The sequence below is a fragment of the Pseudomonas sp. NY15437 genome (assembly GCF_048068435.1).
In the GTDB taxonomy this organism is placed as follows: domain Bacteria; phylum Pseudomonadota; class Gammaproteobacteria; order Pseudomonadales; family Pseudomonadaceae; genus Pseudomonas; species Pseudomonas nitroreducens_B.
Map to the genome: position 1 here is coordinate 171,745 of NZ_JBLUQC010000009.1, position 18,105 is coordinate 189,849.

The window sequence follows — 18,105 nt, forward strand, 5'->3', positions numbered from 1 at the left end:
TCTTATATCCGCTTTTTTTTCCACGCCGCGCCGCCATTGACGGTGGGCCGTGGCCGCGTCGGGGGCCGCATGCTGCAAAACATCAGGGACAATTCCCAAGGCTGGATCACCAAGACCATCCTGGGCGTGATCGTTGTCCTCATGGCTTTGACCGGGTTCGATCAGATCATTCGCGCAACCCACCACGAGAACGTCGCTGCTCAGGTCAACGGTGAAGACATCGGTCTGCCGGAACTGCAGCAGGCTGCGGACATGCAGCGCCGCCAGCTGATGCAGCGTCTGGGCAAGGACTTCGACTCGTCGATGCTCGACGACAAGCTGCTCAAGGACTCCGCGCTGAAGTCGCTCATCGAGCGCAAGCTGGTCCTGCAGGCCGCCCAGAATGACAAATTCGCCTTCTCCCAGCAGGCGCTGGACCAACTGATCCTGTCGACCCCTGAATTCCAGGTGGATGGCAAGTTCAGCGCCGAGCGCTTTGACCAGGTCATCCGCCAGATGGGCTATGACCGCATGCAGTTCCGTCGCATGTTCGGCGAGGAAATGCTGATCGGTCAGCTGCGCGCCGGCATCGCCGGTACCGGCTTCGTCACTGACGACGAGCTCAATGCCTTCGCTCGCCTGGAGAAGCAGACCCGTGACTTCGCCACCCTGACCCTCAAGGCCGACCCGGCCAAGAGCAAGGTCGAGGACAGCGAGATCAAGGCGTACTACGACGCTCACAGCGCCGAGTTCATGACGCCCGAGCAGGTCACCATTGATTATATCGAGCTGAAGAAGTCCGGCTTCTTCGACCAGGTCGAAGTGAAGCAGGAGGACCTCGATGCCCTCTATCAGAAGGAAATCGCCGGCCTGGCCGAGCAGCGCAACGCCGCGCACATCCTGATCGAGGTGAACGACAAGCAGAACGATCAGCAGGCCAAGGCCAAGATCGACGAGATCAAGGCTCGCCTGGACAAGGGCGAAGACTTCGCCAAGCTGGCCAAGGAGCTGTCCAACGACACCGGTTCCGCCGCCAACGGGGGCGATCTGGGTTACGCCGGTCGTGGCGTGTATGACCCGGCCTTCGAAGAAGCGCTGTACGCGCTGAAGAAGGGCGACGTCTCCGCACCGGTGAAGACCTCCTACGGCTGGCACCTGATCAAGCTGCTGGGCGTGGAAGCGCCACAGGTTCCGACCTTCGACAGCCTGAAGGCCAAGCTGGAGCACGAAGCCAAGACCCAACTGGTCGAGCAGCGCTTCGTCGATGCGACCAAGCAGCTGGAAAGTTCCGCCTACGAGGCGTCCGACCTGGCCCAGCCGGCGCAGGACATGGGCCTGAAGGTCCAGACCAGCAAGCCGTTCGGCAAGGAAGGCGGCGACGGCGTAACGGCCAACCGCCAGGTCATCCAGGCCGCTTTCAGCCCGGAAGTGCTGGAAGAGGGCGCCAACAGCGGCGCCATCGAGCTGGACCCGGACACCGTGGTCGTACTGCGCGTGAAGGAGCACCACAAGCCTGCGCAGGAAACCCTGGAGCAGGTCCGTGCCGACATCCTCAAGCGCCTGCAGATCGAGCACGCCGCCACCGATGCCAAGGCGCGCGGTGAAGCGCTGCTGGCTGGCCTGCGCGACGGCAAGATCCCGCTGACCCAGGCTCAGGAAGGCCAGGACTGGAAAGTCGTGGAAGCCGCCGCCCGTGGTCAGGAAGGTGTCGACCCGGTTGTGCTGCAGAGCGTGTTCCGCATGGCTCGCCCGCAAGGCGCCGACAAGCCCAGCCTGGGTGGTGTCGCGCTGCAGAACGGTGACTTCGTGGTGATCAAGCTCCGCGGTGTGAGTGAGCCGGAAGGCAAGCCCACCGAGCAGGAGAAAGCGATGTACCAGCGCTTCCTCGCGTCGCGCAGTGGCGCGGACGACTTCGCTGCGTTCCGTCGCTACCTGCAGGACCAGGCGAAAATCGAGAAATTCGACGACGCCAAGAAGTAACCGACAGGGGCCGCGCAAGCGGCCCTTGTTCTTTCAGGCAAAAGAAAAGGCCGCATCAGCGGCCTTTTTTCATGGAGCGGTAGGAGAGCGGCTGGGTTCGCGAGCAAGCTCGCTCCTGCACCATCGCCATGGGCGGTTTCAGTCGTCGTCCAGCGGGCCCAGGGCGGTGGTGTTGAAGCCGCCGTCGACATAGAGGATTTCACCGCTGATGCCGCTGGCCAGGTCGGAGCAGAGGAAGGCGCCGGCGTTGCCGACCTCCTCGATGGTCACGTTGCGCCGCAGCGGTGTCTGGCGTTCGCTGGCGGCGAGCATCTTGCGGAAGCTCTTGATACCGGACGCCGCCAGGGTGCGGATCGGGCCGGCGGAAATGGCGTTGACCCGGGTGCCTTCCGGGCCGAGGCTGCCAGCCAGGTAGCGCACGCCGGCTTCGAGGCTGGCCTTGGCCATGCCCATGACGTTGTAGTTGGGAAGCGTGCGCTCGGCGCCCAGGTAGGAAAGCGTCAGCAGGCTGCCATGACGGCCGCGCATCAGCTCGCGCCCGGCCTTGGCCAGGGCGATGAAGCTGTAGGCGCTGATATCGTGGGCGATGCGGAAGCCATCGCGGGTGGTGACCTCGGTGAAGTCGCCGTCGAGCTGGTCGCCCGGCGCGAAGCCCACCGAGTGGACAATGCAATCCAGGCCATCCCACTGCGTGGCCAGCGCGGCGAACACGGCTTCGATGTCCGCATCGCTGGCCACGTCGCAGGGGAAGCACAGCTCGGCGCGGGAGCCCCAGCCGGCGGCAAAATCCTCGACGCGGCCCTTGAGCTTGTCGTTCTGGTAGGTGAAGGCGAGCTCGGCGCCTTCCCGGTGCATCGCCGCGGCGATGCCGGAGGCGATGGACAACTTGCTGGCGACCCCGACGATGAGGACGCGTTTACCGGCGAGAAATCCCATGGTCACTCCCTTGATCAGGCTGCTGTAGGTTCAGGCATTCGTCGGAGCCAGGAACGCCGCTTCCAGCAACTGTTGCGTGTAGGCATCCTGCGGCGCGGCGAAGACGTCCTCGGCCAGCCCCTGTTCGACCACCTTGCCGTGGCGGATCACCATCAACTGGTGGCTGAGGGCCTTGACCACCGCCAGGTCATGGCTGATGAACAGGTACGTCAGGTTGTACTTGGCCTGCAGGCCGCGCAGCAATTCGACGACCTGGCGCTGTACGGTGCGGTCGAGCGCCGAGGTCGGCTCGTCCAGCAGGATCAGCGCCGGCTTCAATACCAGGGCGCGGGCGATGGCGATGCGCTGCCGCTGGCCGCCGGAAAACTCATGGGGGTAGCGGTGACGGGTGTCGGGGTCGAGCCCGACCTCCTTGAGCGCCTCGATGATTGCCTGCTCGCGTTCCTCGGCCGTACCCATGCCATGGATTTCCAGGCCCTCGCCGACGATCTGGCCCACCGACATGCGTGGGCTGAGGCTGCCGAACGGATCCTGGAAGACCACCTGCATTTCACGCCGCAGAGGCCTGACTTGCGCCTGGCTCATGCCCTCGATGGCCTGGCCCTCGAAGCGGATGCCGCCCTGGCTGTTGATCAGGCGCAGGATGGCCAGGCCCAGGGTCGACTTGCCCGAACCGCTTTCGCCGACGATGCCCAGGGTCTGGCCACGCGGCAGGCTGAAATCGATGCCGTCCACCGCCTTGACGTGGTCGACGGTCTTGCGGAACACGCCTTTCTTGATTGGGAACCACACGCGCAGGTCGTCGACCTCCAGCAGGGGCGCACCGGGCGTGTTCTGCGCGGGGATACCGCTGGGCTCGGCGCCGAGCAGTTCGCGCGTGTAGGGGTGCTGCGGGGCCTCGAAGAGGGTCTCGCAATCGGCCTGCTCGACGATGCAACCGCGCTTCATCACGCAGACGCGATGGGCGATGCGACGCACCAGGTTGAGATCATGGGTGATCAGCAGCATCGCCATGCCCAGGCGCTGCTGCAGGTCGCGCAGCAGGTCGAGGATCTTCAACTGCACGGTGACGTCCAGCGCGGTGGTCGGTTCATCGGCGATCAGCAGTTCCGGTTCGCAGGCCAGGGCCATGGCAATCATCACCCGCTGCCGCTGGCCGCCGGAAAGCTCGTGCGGGTAGGCCTTGAGGCGCGAGGCAGGGTTGGGGATGCCGACCAGGTCGAGCAGCTCCAGCGTGCGGGCGCGGGCCTGGTTGCCGCTCATGCCCTTGTGCAGGGCGAGTACTTCGCCGATCTGCTTCTCGATGGTGTGCAGCGGGTTCAGCGAGGTCATGGGTTCCTGGAACACCATGGCGATGCGGTTGCCGCGAATGCCGCGCAGCTTGCGCTCGGGCAGCTTGAGCAGGTCCTTGCCGGCGTACTGGATGCTGCCGGAGGGATGGCTGGCGGTGGGGTAGGGCAGCAGGCGCAGGATGGAGTGCGCAGTGACCGACTTGCCCGACCCGCTTTCGCCCACCAGGGCCAGGGTCTCGCCCTTGCGGATGTCGAAGCTGATGTGTTCCACCGCGCGCACCTGCTCGTTGCCGCAGAGGAAATCGACGGACAGGTCGCGGACTTCGATGAGGTTCTCGTTTTGGCTCATGTCACTTCCTCGGGTCGAAGGCGTCACGGGCGGCTTCGCCGATGAACACGAGCAGGCTCAGCATCACGGCCAGCACCACGAAGGCGGTGATGCCCAGCCAGGGCGCCTGCAGGTTGGACTTGCCCTGGGCGACCAGTTCGCCCAGCGAGGGCGCGCCGGCCGGCAGGCCGAAGCCGAGGAAGTCCAGGGAGGTCAGGGTGCCGATCGCGCCGGTGAGGATGAAGGGCATGAAGGTCAGTGTGGAAATCATCGCGTTGGGCAGGATGTGACGGAACATGATCGCGCCGTTGCGCATGCCCAGGGCGCGGGCGGCGCGCACGTACTCCAGGTTGCGACCGCGGAGGAATTCGGCGCGCACCACGTCCACCAGGCTCATCCAGGAGAACAGCAGCATGATCCCCAGCAGCCACCAGAAGCTCGGCTGGACGAAGCTGGCGAGGATGATCAGCAGGTAGAGCACCGGCAAGCCCGACCAGATTTCCAGGAAGCGCTGGCCGAGCAGGTCGACCCAGCCGCCGTAGAAGCCCTGCAGGGCGCCGACGATGACGCCGATGAGGGAGCTGAGCACGGTGAGGATCAGGGCGAACAGCACCGACACGCGGAAGCCGTAGATCACCCGTGCCATGACGTCGCGCGCCTGGTCGTCGGTGCCCAGCCAGTTCTCCGCGGTCGGGGCCGATGGCGCCGGCACGCGCAGGTCGTAGTTGATGGTGTCGTAGCTATAGGCGATCGGCGGCCAGAGGATCCAGCCGTCCTTCTGGGCGATCTGCTCGCGCATGTACGGGCTCTTGTAGTTGGCCTCCATGGGGAACTCGCCGCCGAAGGCGGTTTCCGGGTAGCGCTTGAGCACCGGGAAGTACCACTGGCCGTCATAGTGGATGGCCAGTGGCTTGTCGTTGGCGATCAGCTCGGCGCCCAGGCTGAGGATGAACAGTGCAAGGAACAGCCAGAGCGACCACCAGCCGCGTTTGTTGGCCTTGAAGCGCGCCCAGCGGCGCTGATTGATGGGAGACAGGCGCATCGGATTACTCCCGGTTCTCGAAGTCGATGCGCGGATCGACCAGCGTGTAGAGGACGTCGCTGACCAGCTTCATGATCAGGCCGAACAGGGTGAAGATGAACAGCGTGCCGAACACCACCGGGTAGTCGCGGTTGAGCGCCGCCTCGAAGCTGAGCAGGCCAAGGCCGTCGAGGGAGAAGATCACCTCGATCAGCAGCGAGCCGGTGAAGAAGATGCCCAGCAGGGCCGACGGGAGGCCCGCGATGATCAGCAGCATGGCGTTGCGGAACACATGGCCATAGAGCACGCGGCGCTCTGTCAGGCCCTTGGCGCGGGCGGTGACCACGTACTGCTTGCCGATCTCGTCGAGGAAGCTGTTCTTGGTCAGCAGGGTGATGGTGGCGAAGTTGCCGATCACCAGCGCGGTGATCGGTAGCGCGAGGTGCCAGAAGTAGTCGCGGACCTTGCCGCCCCAGGTCAGCTCGTCGAAGTTGTTGGAGGTCAGCCCGCGTAGCGGGAACCAGTCCCAGTAGCTGCCGCCGGCGAACAGCACCACCAGCAGGATGGCGAAGAGGAAGGCGGGGATGGCGTAGCCGACGATGATCGCCGAGCTGGTCCAGACGTCGAAGTGGCTGCCGTGGCGCACCGCCTTGGCGATGCCCAGCGGAATCGACACCAGGTACATGATCAGCGTGCTCCACAGCCCCAGGGAGATGGAGACGGGCAGCTTCTCGACGATCAGGTCGGTGACCTTGGCATCGCGGAAGAAGCTCTGGCCGAAGTCCAGGTGCACGTAGTTCTTGAGCATGATCCAGAAGCGCTCGGGCGCCGGCTTGTCGAAGCCGTACATGCGCTCGATTTCCTTCACCAGTTCCGGGTCCAGGCCCTGGGCGCCGCGGTAGTGCGTGCCGGCAGAGGCGACTTCACCGCCGCCGCCGGAAATGCGCCCGGTGGCGCCGCCGCTGGCGGCGTCGAAGCCTTCCAGCTTGGCGATCATCTGCTCCACCGGGCCGCCGGGGGCAGCCTGGATGATGATGAAGTTGATCAGCAGGATGCCGAACAGGGTGGGGATGATCAGCAGCAGGCGCCGCAGGATGTAGGCCAGCATCAGTTGGCCCCTTGGGCGAGTGCGCCGTCAGCCGGTGTTTCGTTGGCGGCCTTGGCGTCGGTCCTGGTCGGCACGGCCTTGTCGCGGGCCTGCCACCAGGTCTGCAGCGCGTAGCTGTAGGGCGGCAGTTTTTCCGGGTGGGCGATGCGGTTCCAGTAGGCGATGCGCCAGTTGCCCAGGTACCAGTTGGGCACCACGTAGTGGCCCCAGAGCAGGGCGCGGTCGAGGGCGCGGGCATGGCGCACCAGGCTTTCGCGGGAGCCGGCGTTGATCAGGCCTTCCACCAGGGCGTCGATGCCCGGGTCGCGCAGGCCGATGAAATTGCGGCTGCCAGGTTTGTCGGCGCTGCTGGAGTGCCAGAACTCACGTTGCTCGTTGCCCGGCGAGCTGGACTGCGGCCAACTGCTGACGATCATGTCGTAGTCCCGCGAGCGCAGGCGGTTGATGTACTGCGAGACGTCGACGCGGCGCAGCTGCATGTCGATGCCCAGTTCGGCGAGGTTACGCTTGAAGGGCAGCAGCACGCGCTCGAAATCCGCCTGGGCGAGCATGAATTCGAAGCTCAGCTGTTTGCCGTCGGGGCCGACCATCTTGTCGTTCTCGATCCTGTAGCCCGCCTCCAGCAGCAGCTGGTAGGCCTTGCGCTTCTGCTCGCGGATGATGCCGCTGCCGTCGCTGGTGGGCGGCACGTAGACCTGGGTGAACACCTGCGGCGGCAGCTTGTCGCGCAGGGGCTCGAGGATCTTCAGTTCTTCGGCGTCCGGCAACTGCTTGGCAGCCATCTCGGAGTTCTCGAAGTAGCTGCCATCGCGCAGGTAGGAGCCGAAGAACAGCTGCTTGTTGGTCCATTCGAAGTCGAACAGGTTGGTGATCGCTTCGCGCACGCGCGGGTCCTGGAACACCGGGCGGCGGATGTTGAAGGCGTAGGCCTGCATGCCCCACGGGTTGCCGTTGACCGGTTCCTCGCGGACGATGCGGCCGTCGCGCACGGCGGGCGAGTCGTAGGCGGTCGCCCAGTTCTTCGCGATGCGCTCGTCGTTGAAGTCGAACTGCCCGGCCTTGAAGGCTTCCAGGGCGACGGTGAGGTCGCGGTAGGACTCCACCACCACGGCGTCGAAGTTGTTGAAGCCGCGGTTCACCGGCAGCTTCTCGCCCCACCAGTCCTTGACCCTCTCGTAGCGGATCGAGCGGCCAGCCTCGACCTTGGCGATGCGGTAGGGGCCGCTGCCCAGCGGCGGCTCCATGTTGGTCTTGTTGAAGTCGCGGTTGGCCCACCAGTGCTTGGGCAGGATCGACAGCTGCCCGAGGATCAGCGGTAGCTCGCGGTTGTCGCCGTGCTTGAAGTCGAAGCGCACGCGCAGCTTGTCCTCGGCCACCACCTTGTCGACGTCCGCGTAGTAGTTGCGGTACATCGGGTCGCCGTCTTTCATCAACGTCTCGAAGGTGAACACCACGTCCTCCGCGGTGACCGGCGTGCCGTCCTGGAACTTCGCCTCGGGGCGCAGGTAGTAGCGGACGAACCGGTGCTCCGGGTCCTTCTCGATCTTCTCGGCGAGCAGGCCGTATTCGGTGAAGGGTTCGTCGAGGGAGTGGAAGGTCAGGGTGTCGTAGATCAGGTTGATCTGCGGCGCGGAGTTGCCCTTGGCGATGAAGGGGTTGAGGCTGTCGAAACCGCCGAAGTCGGAGAGGCGCAGCGTGCCGCCCTTGGGCGCATCCGGATTGACGAAATCGAAGTGCTTGAAGTTCGCCGGGTACTTGGGCGCTTCGTCATACAGGGTGATGGCGTGCTGCGGCGCGGCCTGCGCACTGCCCAGCAGTCCCAGCAACAGGCCGGCGCAGAGCGCGGCTCGGCGGGGGCTTTTCATAGGGTTTTCTCCTGGTCTTTTTGCCACCAGGCGCGCAGACCCAGGGTATAGGGCGGCGTGGTGACGAAGGCGAAGCGGTTGCGGTACGCCAGTCGGTGCTTGTTCAGGTACCAGTTGGGAATACTGTAGTGCTGCCACAGCAGCACCCGGTCCAGGGCGCGGGCCGCGGCTTCCTGCTGGTCGCGGTCGGTGGCGCCGAGGAGTTTTTCGAGCATCGCATCCACCACGGGGTTGGCGATGCCCGCATAGTTCTTGCTGCCCTTCACCGCCACCTGGCTGGAATGGAAGTACTGCCATTGTTCGAGGCCGGGGCTCAATGTCTGGGGCAGGGTCATCAGAATCATGTCGTAGTCGAACTGGTCCAGACGCTGTTTGTACTGGGCGCGGTCCACGGTGCGCAAGCTCGCATCGATACCGATGCTGGCGAGATTCTCGCGATAGGGCTGGAGGATGCGTTCCAGGCTGGGGTTGACCAGCAGCATCTCGAAGCGCAGCTGCTTGCCGTTGGCATCCAGCAGGCGGTCGCCGGAGAGCGTCCAGCCGGCCTCGGCCAATAGACCCAGCGCGTGGCGCAGGGTTTCCCGCGGGATGCCGGCGCCCTTGGTCACCGGTACGGTGAACGGGCGCTTGAACAGCGCTTCGGGCAGTTGCTGGCGGTAGGGCGAGAGCAGCAGCCACTCCTGGCCCTGGGGCACGCCGCTGGCGGCAAAGGTGCTGTTGGGGTAGTAGCTGCTGGCGCGCACGTAGGCGTCATTGAATAGCGCGCGGTTGGTCCATTCGAAGTCGAACATCATGCCCAGCGCCTCGCGCAGGCGGCGATCGGCGAAGGTGGCGCGGCGCGTATTCATGAACAGCGCCTGGGTCTGCGTCGGAATCTGGTGGGGGATTTCCGCCTTCACCACGTCGCCGCGGCGCACCGCCGGGAAGCGATAGTTGCTGCGCCAGTTCTTCGCCTGGTGCTCGATGTAGATGTCGAACTCGCCGGCCTTGAAGGCTTCGAAGGCGATGCCGGCGTCGCGGTAGAAGTCCACCTCGACGCGGTCGAAGTTGTATTTGCCGCGGTTCACCGGCAGGTCCTTGCCCCACCAGTCCTTGACCCGCTCGAACACCAGGCGTCGCCCCGGCACCACCTCGCTGATGCGGTACGGGCCGCTGCCCAGCGGTGGCTCGAAGGTGGTGGCCGGGAAGTCGCGGCCTTTCCAGTAGTGCTGCGGCAGCACCGGCATTTCCCCCAGGCGCAGGATCAGCAGCGGATTGTCGTGCCGTTTGAAGACGAACCGGATGCTTTGGGCCGAAAGAATGTCGACCCGCTGCACTTCCTGCAGGTTGGTGCGGTACATCGGGTGCCCGTGCTTGAGCAGCGTGCGGTAGGAGAACGCCACGTCATAGGCGGTGATCGGCTTGCCATCGTGGAAGCGGGCTTCCGGGCGCAGGTTGAACACCACCCAGCTGCGGTCCTCGGCGTACTCCACGCTGCGCGCGATGAGGCCATAGCTGGAGACGGGCTCGTCGCCGGAAGGGTCGTACAGGCCGGTCCCGACCATCAGCGGCTCGTTCAGCTCGCTGACGCCGTACTGCAGGAAGTCCGCAGTGCTCACCGGCGGGCTGCCCTTGAAGGTGTAGGGGTTGAGCGTATCGAAGGTGCCCAGGCCCATCAGCCGCAGCACGCCGCCCTTGGGCGCATCGGGGTTGACCCAGGCGAAGTGATCGAAATTGGCCGGGTACTTGAGGTCGCCGAACTGCGCGTAGCCGTGGCTCTCGGTAATCTGGGCGGAGGCGGGGAGGCCTAGGAAGAGTCCCAGGAAGAGCAGAGACAAGCGACGCATCAGGCGTAGGATCCGATCCTGGCTGGCTGAAGGGGTTAGCGTCGTACAGTAGCAGCTTGTCCTGGCTGCCAGAAGAGAGGCGGCCGGGGCTGTGCGCTCCGGCGCAAGGTGACACTCAGCGGCTGGCGGTGCCCAGGTACAGCGTCAGTGTCTGGCCGGGCTTCAGCGCCTTGCCGGTACGCGGGTTCCAGCGCTGGATGTGCTGCGTCTCGACGTTGAAGCGCTTGGCGATCATGGAAATCGAGTCGCCTTGCTTGACCTTGTAGTAGGTCGCGGTTTCCTGCTTCGCCTTGCCCTTGCTGCTGGCGGCGGCCAGTTGGGTGGCGGCGGCGCTCTGCAGCTTGAGGGTCTGGCCGGGCTTGACGCCGTGGCTGTCCAGGCCGTTCCAGCGCTTGAGATCGGCCACGTCGACGCCGTTCTTCTTGGCGATGTTCCACAGGGTGTCGCCGTTCTTCACGGTGTAGCTGCGCGTAGCGACGCGGGCGCTGGCGATGGTCTTTGAGCTTTCCACCTGGGCCAGCTGGCGCGGGCTCTCCGGCTCGATGGTGGGGCGGCCGGGCTGGCCGGGGATGACCAGGGTCTGGCCATTGCGCAGACGGTTGGCGCTCAGGCGGTTGGCCGCCTTGAGCTCGGCCACGCTGAGGCGATAGCGCTGCGCGATGCTGTGCAGGCTGTCGCCCTTGCGCACGCGGTAGTGACTGCCGGAGCTGGCGACGGTGGTCACCAGCGGCTTGAGCTGCACCGGCTCCAGGTTGGCCACGCCGGCCTTGAGCGAATCGGCCTTGGCCAGCGGCACCAGCAGGTGATGCGGGCCGTCCAGCGTCACGCCGCGCTTGAAGGCGGGGTTGAGCTGCTGCAGCTCGTCCTGGTCGAGGTCCGCGGCGGCAGCGACCTGGGACAGGTCCAGGCCCGGCTTGACGCGGATCGAGGTGAAGTAGGGCTGGTTGGCGATCGGGCTGAGGTTGATGCCGTAGATGGTCGGGGCGTTCACCAGCTGCGACAGGGCCAGCAGCTTGGGCACGTAGTCCTGGGTTTCCTGCGGCAGCGGCAGGTTCCAGTAGTCGGTGGGCAGGCCGAGGCGCTCGTTGCGCTCGATCGCGCGGCTGACGGTGCCTTCACCGGCGTTGTAGGCGGCCAGGGCGAGCAGCCAGTCGCCGTTGAACATATCGTGCAGGCGACCCAGGTAGGTCAGCGCGGCGTTGGTCGACGCGGTGATATCGCGGCGACCGTCATAGAAGTTGGTCTGGCGCAGGTTGAAGTGCGTCCCCGTGCTCGGGATGAACTGCCACAGGCCCACGGCCTGGGCACGCGACACGGCCATCGGGTTGTACGAGCTCTCGATCATCGGCAACAGCGCCAGTTCCAGCGGCATGTCGCGCTCTTCCAGGCGCTCGACGATGTAATGCATGTACGGCGCGCCGCGTTCGCTGGCGTTTTCCAGGAACGACTGGTTGCTCATGAACCACAGGCGCTGGCGCTCGATGCGCGGGTTGGTGTTGAGCTGGTCCTGCAGTTGGAAGCCGCCGCGCATGCGTCCCCAGATATCGTTCTGGGCTTGGTTCCAGGCGGGGTTGAACTGCATGTCCACGGCACGTGGCGCGATGCGCACGGGGCTGGGCTTGCTGGACACCTGGCCGGTCGACTGGCAGCCGGCCAGGCCCGCGGCGAGCAGTACAATAGAGACTCGGATGGCACGTGCCAATGCGTCTAGATCGGAGGTCTTGCTGGTCTTTGGCGGCATTGGCTGATGACTTGGTCCGGGGCAAAAATTTCGGGGATTCTAGAAATCGCGCCGGCGCTGGTCAAGATTTCGCCAGGTCTCAAAACTGGTCCTTCCAGCGGCGAATGGTCGCAAAGACCTCCTCCGGCGTGCGGATTTGCTGGCCGTTCCGCTCGTCGGCCATTTTCTTAACGGATGTTTCCGACACGCGAAGGAACGGATTCGTCGCCCTTTCTAGGGCAATGGAAGAAGGAAGGCTGATCCTGCCCTGTTCGCGCCAGCGCGTGACTTCCTCGAAGCGTGCCCGCAGCTGCGGGTTCTCCGGTTCCACCGCGCAGGCGAAGCGCAGGTTGCTCAGGGTGTACTCGTGGGCGCAGTACACCGCGGTGCGGTCGGGCAGGGCGGCCAGGCGGCTCAGCGAGGCATGCATCTGCGCCGGCGTGCCTTCGAACAGGCGGCCGCAGCCGGCGGCGAACAGTGTGTCGCCACAGAACAGCAGGGGATGCTCTGCATCGGCATGGAAGTAGGCGATGTGCCCCAGGGTGTGGCCCGGCACGTGGATGACCTCGAACGCCAGGCCGAGCACGGTGACGCGGTCGCCGTCTTCCAGCGCCACGTCGCGCTGCGGGATCTTCTCTCCGGCCGGGCCCAGCACGCGGGCACCGGTTTCCGCCTTGAGCCGGGCGACGCCGCCGACGTGGTCGGCATGGTGGTGAGTGATGATGATGTCGGTCAGCGTCCAGCCCGGATGGGCCTGCAGCCATTGCTCGACCGGCGCCGCATCACCCGGGTCGACCACCGCGCATTCGCGGCGGGTCACATCCTGCAACAGCCAGAGGTAGTTGTCGGAAAAGGCGGGCAGAGCGTCTATCTGTATCATGGGTGGAAAGTCGCCAAGTGGTGGGCATTGGCGCATAGTAGTGCGGATACGCACATTTGTGTCGCGCTGTCCCACAGGGGGTAGTGATGATCGAAGAACCTTTCGCCCAGGCCGACGCCGATTGGCTGGAGCTGATCGACCAGGCCCGGCACTGGCTGTCCGGGCCGATCGGCGGAATGATGCTCGCCGAGGAGCAGCAATTGCTGATCGATGAGCTGGAGCGCTATTTCGGCGGTTATCTGGTGCACTACGGGCCCCATGCCCAGTTGCCGGCCAGCGTCGGTAACATCCAGCGCGGCGTGCGCCTGGGCCCGCCGCTGCCGGGCGTGGAGATCGCCTGTGACGAGGCCGCCTGGCCGCTGGGCGAGCATGCCGCCGACGTGGTGCTGCTGCACCATGGCCTGGATTTCTGCCTGTCCCCGCACCGCCTGCTGCGCGAAGCCGCGCGCAGCGTGCGCCCGGGTGGCCACCTGCTGGTGGTCGGGGTGAACCCGTGGAGCGCCTGGGGCATTCGCCATTACTTCGCCCGCGACGCCTTGCGCCGCGCCCGCTGCATCTCGCCTAACCGGGTCTGCGACTGGCTCAACCTGCTGGGCTTCGCGCTGGAGAAACGCCGCTTCGGGTGTTATCGTCCGCCGCTTGCATCGGCGAAATGGCAGGGCCGTCTGGCCCGCATGGAGACCTGGGGACCCGTCCTGCAGGGCTCCGGCGCCGGCTTCTATCTATTGGTGGCACGTAAGCTGGTGGTCGGTCTGCGGCCCCTGCGTCAGCCCCGTCGCGAGCCGCGCGGCCAATTGGTGCCGCTGCCGGTGGCCAAGGTCAGTCGTCGCGATTCCGAGTCCTGAAAGCGAGCCAAATGAGCGAAGAGAAAGTCGAGATCTACACCGACGGCGCCTGCAAGGGCAACCCCGGGCCGGGTGGCTGGGGCGCCGTGCTGTTCTACAAGGGCGCCGAGCGTGAACTGTGGGGCGGCGAGGCCGAAACCACCAACAACCGCATGGAACTGATGGCCGCCATCATGGCCCTGGCCGCGCTCAAGCGGCGTTGCGACGTGCGCATCGTCACCGACTCGCAGTACGTCATGCAGGGCATCACCGAGTGGATGGTCAACTGGAAGAAGCGCGGCTGGAAGACCGCCGCCAAGCAGCCGGTGAAGAACGCCGACCTGTGGCAGGCGCTGGACGAGCAGGTGAACCGGCATAATGTCGAATGGCGCTGGGTGCGCGGCCACACCGGCCACCCCGGCAACGAACGCGCCGACATGCTCGCCAACCGTGGCGTGAGCGAACTGCCGCGCTGAGCGGCCGGCCTTGGGAATCAAAGCAGCCCGGCGTAACCCGGGCTGATCAACCGCAAGAAGGTTTCACACAGAATGCGCAGCGTCGTACTCGATACTGAAACGACCGGTATGCCGGTCACCGACGGCCACCGGATCATCGAGATCGGTTGCGTCGAGCTCGAAGGCCGCCGCCTCACCGGCCGGCACTTCCACGTCTACCTGCAACCCGATCGCGAGATCGACGAAGGCGCGATCGCGGTGCACGGCATCACCAACGAATACGTCAAGGACATGCCGCGCTTTCGCGAGGTGGCCAACGACTTCTTCGAGTTCATCAACGGCGCGCAGCTGATCATCCACAACGCGGCGTTCGACGTTGGCTTCATCAACAACGAATTCGCCCTGATCGGCCAGACCGAGCGCGCGGAAGTCAGCGACTACTGCTCGATCCTCGATACCCTGCTGATGGCCCGCGAACGCCATCCGGGGCAGCGCAACAACCTCGACGCCCTGTGCAAGCGCTATGGCGTCGACAACTCCGGCCGTGACCTGCACGGCGCACTGCTCGACGCCGAGATCCTCGCCGACGTCTACCTGGCGATGACCGGGGGCCAGACCAGCCTCTCGCTGGCTGGCAACGGCGCCGAGGGCGATGGCAGTGGGCGCGCCACGGCGACGGCGATTCGTCGCCTGGCGGCCGAGCGGGCGCTGACCCGGGTGATCCGGGCAACTGATGAAGAGATCGAGGCGCACATTGCGCGTCTGGCGGTGATCGAGAAGTCCGCTGGCGGCCCGTCGTTGTGGGCGCAGATGGAGGCGCCGAAGGAGTGATCCTTCGTGCTGCATGAAGAAGGCCCCTGAACAGGGGCCTTTTTCGTTTTTCGTAGGAGTGAGCTCGCTCGCGAACCGCCCAGCTCCGGTACCGCCGGGTGATCCTCGATTCTTTCGTAGGAGCGGACCTTGTCCGCGAAATCCCCGCGGCTCGATCCCATCGAAATGCCGCGGTCCGGCGCACCATTGTAGGAGCGGGCCATGCCCGCGAACCGCCGGCAGGGCCGGCGCCGTCCTCTGCTCGGATGCTGATCCTGTTTCGCTGCGTTGAGCTGGGTGTTTCCGCGCCGCTTCGATGTGCGCCCAGGCTTTGTGTTTCGCCCCCTCGGGCGACCTACTTTGGCAAACGCCCCAAAGTAGGCAAAGGTCTTGCCCCGGACATCCGGTTTTTCGCCTAGGCGAAAAATGCCCTCGCTCCAGCGAAGTTTCAGGGGCCCGCCGCGACGGGCCATCCCTGGCCCATCGCGGCTCTCGCGGCATCCATGCCGCTCAACCCCTGAAACTCCGCTTTCACTCGGCCTTCTGAACGGGGCGGTCTGGAGTGCGCTGGCGTTTCTCTGGAAGTCTTTTAAAGCCAGAGCCAGAGCCCCAGCGAGACGCTCGGGTTTGCCGGGCGTCGCCTGTCACCCACGCGACGTTTTATTACAGCGGTCAGCCGGGCACATTCCCCTACATTCCGTGAGTCCATACTCTGAGAGGAATCGACGCCAGTCGTACGTCCATTCAGGGGTTCACAATGTACAAAGACTTGAAATTCCCCATCCTCATCGTTCATCGCGACATCAAGGCCGATACCGTGGCCGGCGATCGGGTGAGGGATATCGCGCGGGAGCTGGAGCAGGACGGGTTCAGCATCCTGTCCACCGCCAGCTCCGCCGAGGGACGTATCGTCGCCTCGACCCACCACGGCCTGGCCTGCATCCTGGTCGCCGCGGAGGGGGCAGGGGAGAACCAGCGGCTGCTGCAGGACGTGGTCGAGCTGATCCGCATGGCGCGGGTGCGCGCGCCGCAATTGCCGATCTTCGCCCTTGGCGAGCAGATGACCATCGAGAACGCGCCGGCCGAGTCCATGGCCGACCTGCATCAGCTGCGCGGCATCCTCTACCTGTTCGAAGACACCGTGCCCTTCCTTGCCCGGCAGGTCAGCCGTGCTGCGCGCAAGTACCTGGAGGGGCTGCTGCCGCCGTTTTTCCGCGCGCTGGTGGAACACACCGCGCAATCCAACTACTCCTGGCACACGCCCGGCCATGGCGGCGGCGTGGCCTATCGCAAGAGCCCGGTGGGGCAGGCGTTCCACCAGTTCTTCGGGGAAAACACCCTGCGCTCGGACCTCTCCGTCTCGGTGCCCGAGCTGGGCTCGCTGCTCGATCACACCGGCCCGCTGGCCGAGGCCGAAGCCCGCGCCGCGCGCAATTTCGGCGCGGACCACACCTTCTTCGTGATCAACGGCACGTCCACGGCGAACAAGATCGTCTGGCATTCCATGGTCTGCCGCGACGACCTGGTACTGGTGGACCGCAACTGCCACAAGTCGATCCTGCACGCGATCATCATGACCGGCGCCATCCCGCTGTACCTGACGCCCGAGCGCAACGAGCTGGGCATCATCGGGCCGATCCCGCTGGCGGAGTTCAGCCGCGAATCCATCGCCGCGAAGATCGCGGCCAGCCCGCTGGCGCACGGGCGCGAGCCCAAGGTGCGGCTGGCGGTGGTGACCAACTCCACCTACGACGGGCTCTGCTACAACGCGCAGATGATCAAGCAGGCCCTGGGCGACAGCGTCGAGGTGCTGCATTTCGACGAAGCCTGGTACGCCTACGCGGCATTCCACGAGTTCTACGAGGGGCGCTACGGCATGGGCACCAGCCGCGACGACAGCGGCCCGCTGGTGTTCACCACCCACTCCACGCACAAGATGCTCGCCGCCTTCAGCCAGGCGTCGATGATCCACGTGCAGGACGCCGGCGCGCGGCGCTTCGAGCAGGCGCGCTTCAACGAAGCCTTCATGATGCACATCTCCACCTCGCCGCAGTACGGCATCATCGCCTCGCTGGACGTGGCCTCGGCGATGATGGAGGGCCCGGCGGGGCGCTCGCTGATCCAGGAAACCTTCGACGAAGCCCTGAGCTTCCGTCGCGCCCTGGCCAACGTGCGGCAGAACCTCGCCGAGGACGACTGGTGGTTCTGCGTCTGGCAACCGCCGGGCGTGGAGGGAACCGACGAGGTCAAGACCCGCGACTGGGTGCTGGAACCCAATGCCGACTGGCACGGCTTCGGCGACGCCGTGGAAGACTACGTGCTGCTCGACCCGATCAAGGTCACCCTGGCCACCCCGGGCCTGACCGCCGGCGGGCGCCTCGACTCGCGGGGCATTCCCGCGGCGGTGGTCAGCCGCTTCCTCTGGGAGCGCGGGCTGGTGGTGGAGAAAACCGGCCTGTATTCCTTCCTCGTGCTGTTCTCCATGGGCGTGACCAAGGGCAAGTGGAGCACCCTGGTCACGGAGCTGCTGGAATTCAAGCGCAGCTACGATGCCAACCAGCCGCTGGCCGATGCGCTGCCCAGCGTCGCCCAGGCCGGCGGCGCACGCTATGCCGGCATGGGCCTGCGCGACCTCTGCGACGAGTTGCACCGCTGCTACCGCGACCACGCCACCGCCAAGGCGATGAAACGCATGTACACGGTGCTCCCGGAAATCGCCATGCGCCCGGCGGACGCCTACGCCCAACTGGTGCGCGGCGAAGTGGAGGCGGTGCCCATCGATCAACTGGAGGGACGCATCGCCGCGGTGATGCTGGTGCCCTATCCGCCGGGCATTCCGCTGATCATGCCGGGCGAGCGGTTTACCGAATCCACCCGTTCCATCCTCGATTATCTGGCGTTTGCCCAGAGTTTCGAGCGCACCTTCCCCGGCTTCGATTCCGACGTCCACGGCCTGCAGATACGCGAGGTAGACGGGCAGAAGCGCTACACCGTGGAATGCTGCAAATGACCGTCCGGCTCCTGGCGGGGGCGACATACATCACTGTATGAAAAGTGGAACTATCCTTGAGCGCATCGGTA

The 18,105-nt window shown here is 65.5% G+C and carries 13 protein-coding genes; 5 read left to right on the forward strand and 8 right to left on the reverse strand.

From position 1 onward, the window contains the following. Positions 1-69 precede the first annotated feature (69 nt). Entirely contained in the window at positions 70-1,959 is a 1,890-nt protein-coding gene (locus ACNFIA_RS20685; RefSeq protein WP_416788220.1) for a SurA N-terminal domain-containing protein, read from the forward strand. Positions 1,960-2,097: 138 nt separating this feature from the next. Here ACNFIA_RS20685 and fabI read toward each other — a convergent pair whose 3' ends face one another. The 8 genes from fabI to gloB form a co-directional block, all read right to left on the reverse strand. After that, on the reverse strand, positions 2,098-2,895 hold the full coding sequence (gene fabI / locus ACNFIA_RS20690) for an enoyl-ACP reductase FabI (protein ID WP_416788222.1): 798 nt from the start codon (positions 2,893-2,895) through the stop codon (positions 2,098-2,100). 30 nt (positions 2,896-2,925) lie between these two features. After that, on the reverse strand, positions 2,926-4,536 hold the full coding sequence (locus ACNFIA_RS20695) for an ABC transporter ATP-binding protein (protein ID WP_416788224.1): 1,611 nt from the start codon (positions 4,534-4,536) through the stop codon (positions 2,926-2,928). 1 nt (position 4,537) lies between these two features. Next, on the reverse strand, positions 4,538-5,557 hold the full coding sequence (locus tag ACNFIA_RS20700) for an ABC transporter permease (protein ID WP_259754202.1): 1,020 nt from the start codon (positions 5,555-5,557) through the stop codon (positions 4,538-4,540). 4 nt (positions 5,558-5,561) lie between these two features. Continuing rightward, positions 5,562-6,644: a microcin C ABC transporter permease YejB gene (locus tag ACNFIA_RS20705; protein ID WP_081516482.1), complete on the reverse strand. Its 1,083-nt coding sequence runs from the start codon at positions 6,642-6,644 to the stop codon at positions 5,562-5,564. Further along, the gene (locus tag ACNFIA_RS20710) at positions 6,644-8,509 is read right to left on the reverse strand and encodes an extracellular solute-binding protein (protein WP_416788227.1); all 1,866 of its coding nucleotides are present in this window, start codon (positions 8,507-8,509) and stop codon (positions 6,644-6,646) included. Before ACNFIA_RS20710 ends, ACNFIA_RS20705 begins: the two co-directional genes overlap by 1 nt. After that, a complete protein-coding gene (locus tag ACNFIA_RS20715; protein ID WP_416788230.1) occupies positions 8,506-10,335 on the reverse strand; it encodes an extracellular solute-binding protein in 1,830 nt (609 codons plus the stop codon). Before ACNFIA_RS20715 ends, ACNFIA_RS20710 begins: the two co-directional genes overlap by 4 nt. Before the next feature lie 115 nt (positions 10,336-10,450). Then, entirely contained in the window at positions 10,451-12,076 is a 1,626-nt protein-coding gene (locus ACNFIA_RS20720; RefSeq protein WP_259754206.1) for a lytic transglycosylase, read from the reverse strand. Between the two features lie 79 nt (positions 12,077-12,155). Beyond that, the gene (gene gloB / locus ACNFIA_RS20725) at positions 12,156-12,935 is read right to left on the reverse strand and encodes a hydroxyacylglutathione hydrolase (RefSeq protein ID WP_416788233.1); all 780 of its coding nucleotides are present in this window, start codon (positions 12,933-12,935) and stop codon (positions 12,156-12,158) included. 89 nt (positions 12,936-13,024) lie between these two features. Here gloB and ACNFIA_RS20730 point away from each other — a divergent pair, with 89 nt between their 5' ends. The 4 genes from ACNFIA_RS20730 to ACNFIA_RS20745 all read left to right on the forward strand — a co-directional run bounded on the left by ACNFIA_RS20730 (position 13,025) and on the right by ACNFIA_RS20745 (position 18,034). Then, positions 13,025-13,780: a class I SAM-dependent methyltransferase gene (locus tag ACNFIA_RS20730; RefSeq protein WP_026079125.1), complete on the forward strand. Its 756-nt coding sequence runs from the start codon at positions 13,025-13,027 to the stop codon at positions 13,778-13,780. Between the two features lie 11 nt (positions 13,781-13,791). Continuing rightward, positions 13,792-14,235 carry a ribonuclease HI gene (gene rnhA, locus ACNFIA_RS20735; RefSeq protein ID WP_259754208.1) on the forward strand — a complete coding sequence of 148 codons (444 nt, stop codon included), beginning with the start codon at positions 13,792-13,794 and terminating at the stop codon, positions 14,233-14,235. Between the two features lie 72 nt (positions 14,236-14,307). Beyond that, the gene (gene dnaQ / locus ACNFIA_RS20740; protein ID WP_416788237.1) at positions 14,308-15,045 is read left to right on the forward strand and encodes a DNA polymerase III subunit epsilon; all 738 of its coding nucleotides are present in this window, start codon (positions 14,308-14,310) and stop codon (positions 15,043-15,045) included. Positions 15,046-15,781: 736 nt separating this feature from the next. Beyond that, positions 15,782-18,034: an Orn/Lys/Arg decarboxylase N-terminal domain-containing protein gene (locus ACNFIA_RS20745; protein ID WP_416788240.1), complete on the forward strand. Its 2,253-nt coding sequence runs from the start codon at positions 15,782-15,784 to the stop codon at positions 18,032-18,034. Positions 18,035-18,105: the final 71 nt, after the last annotated feature.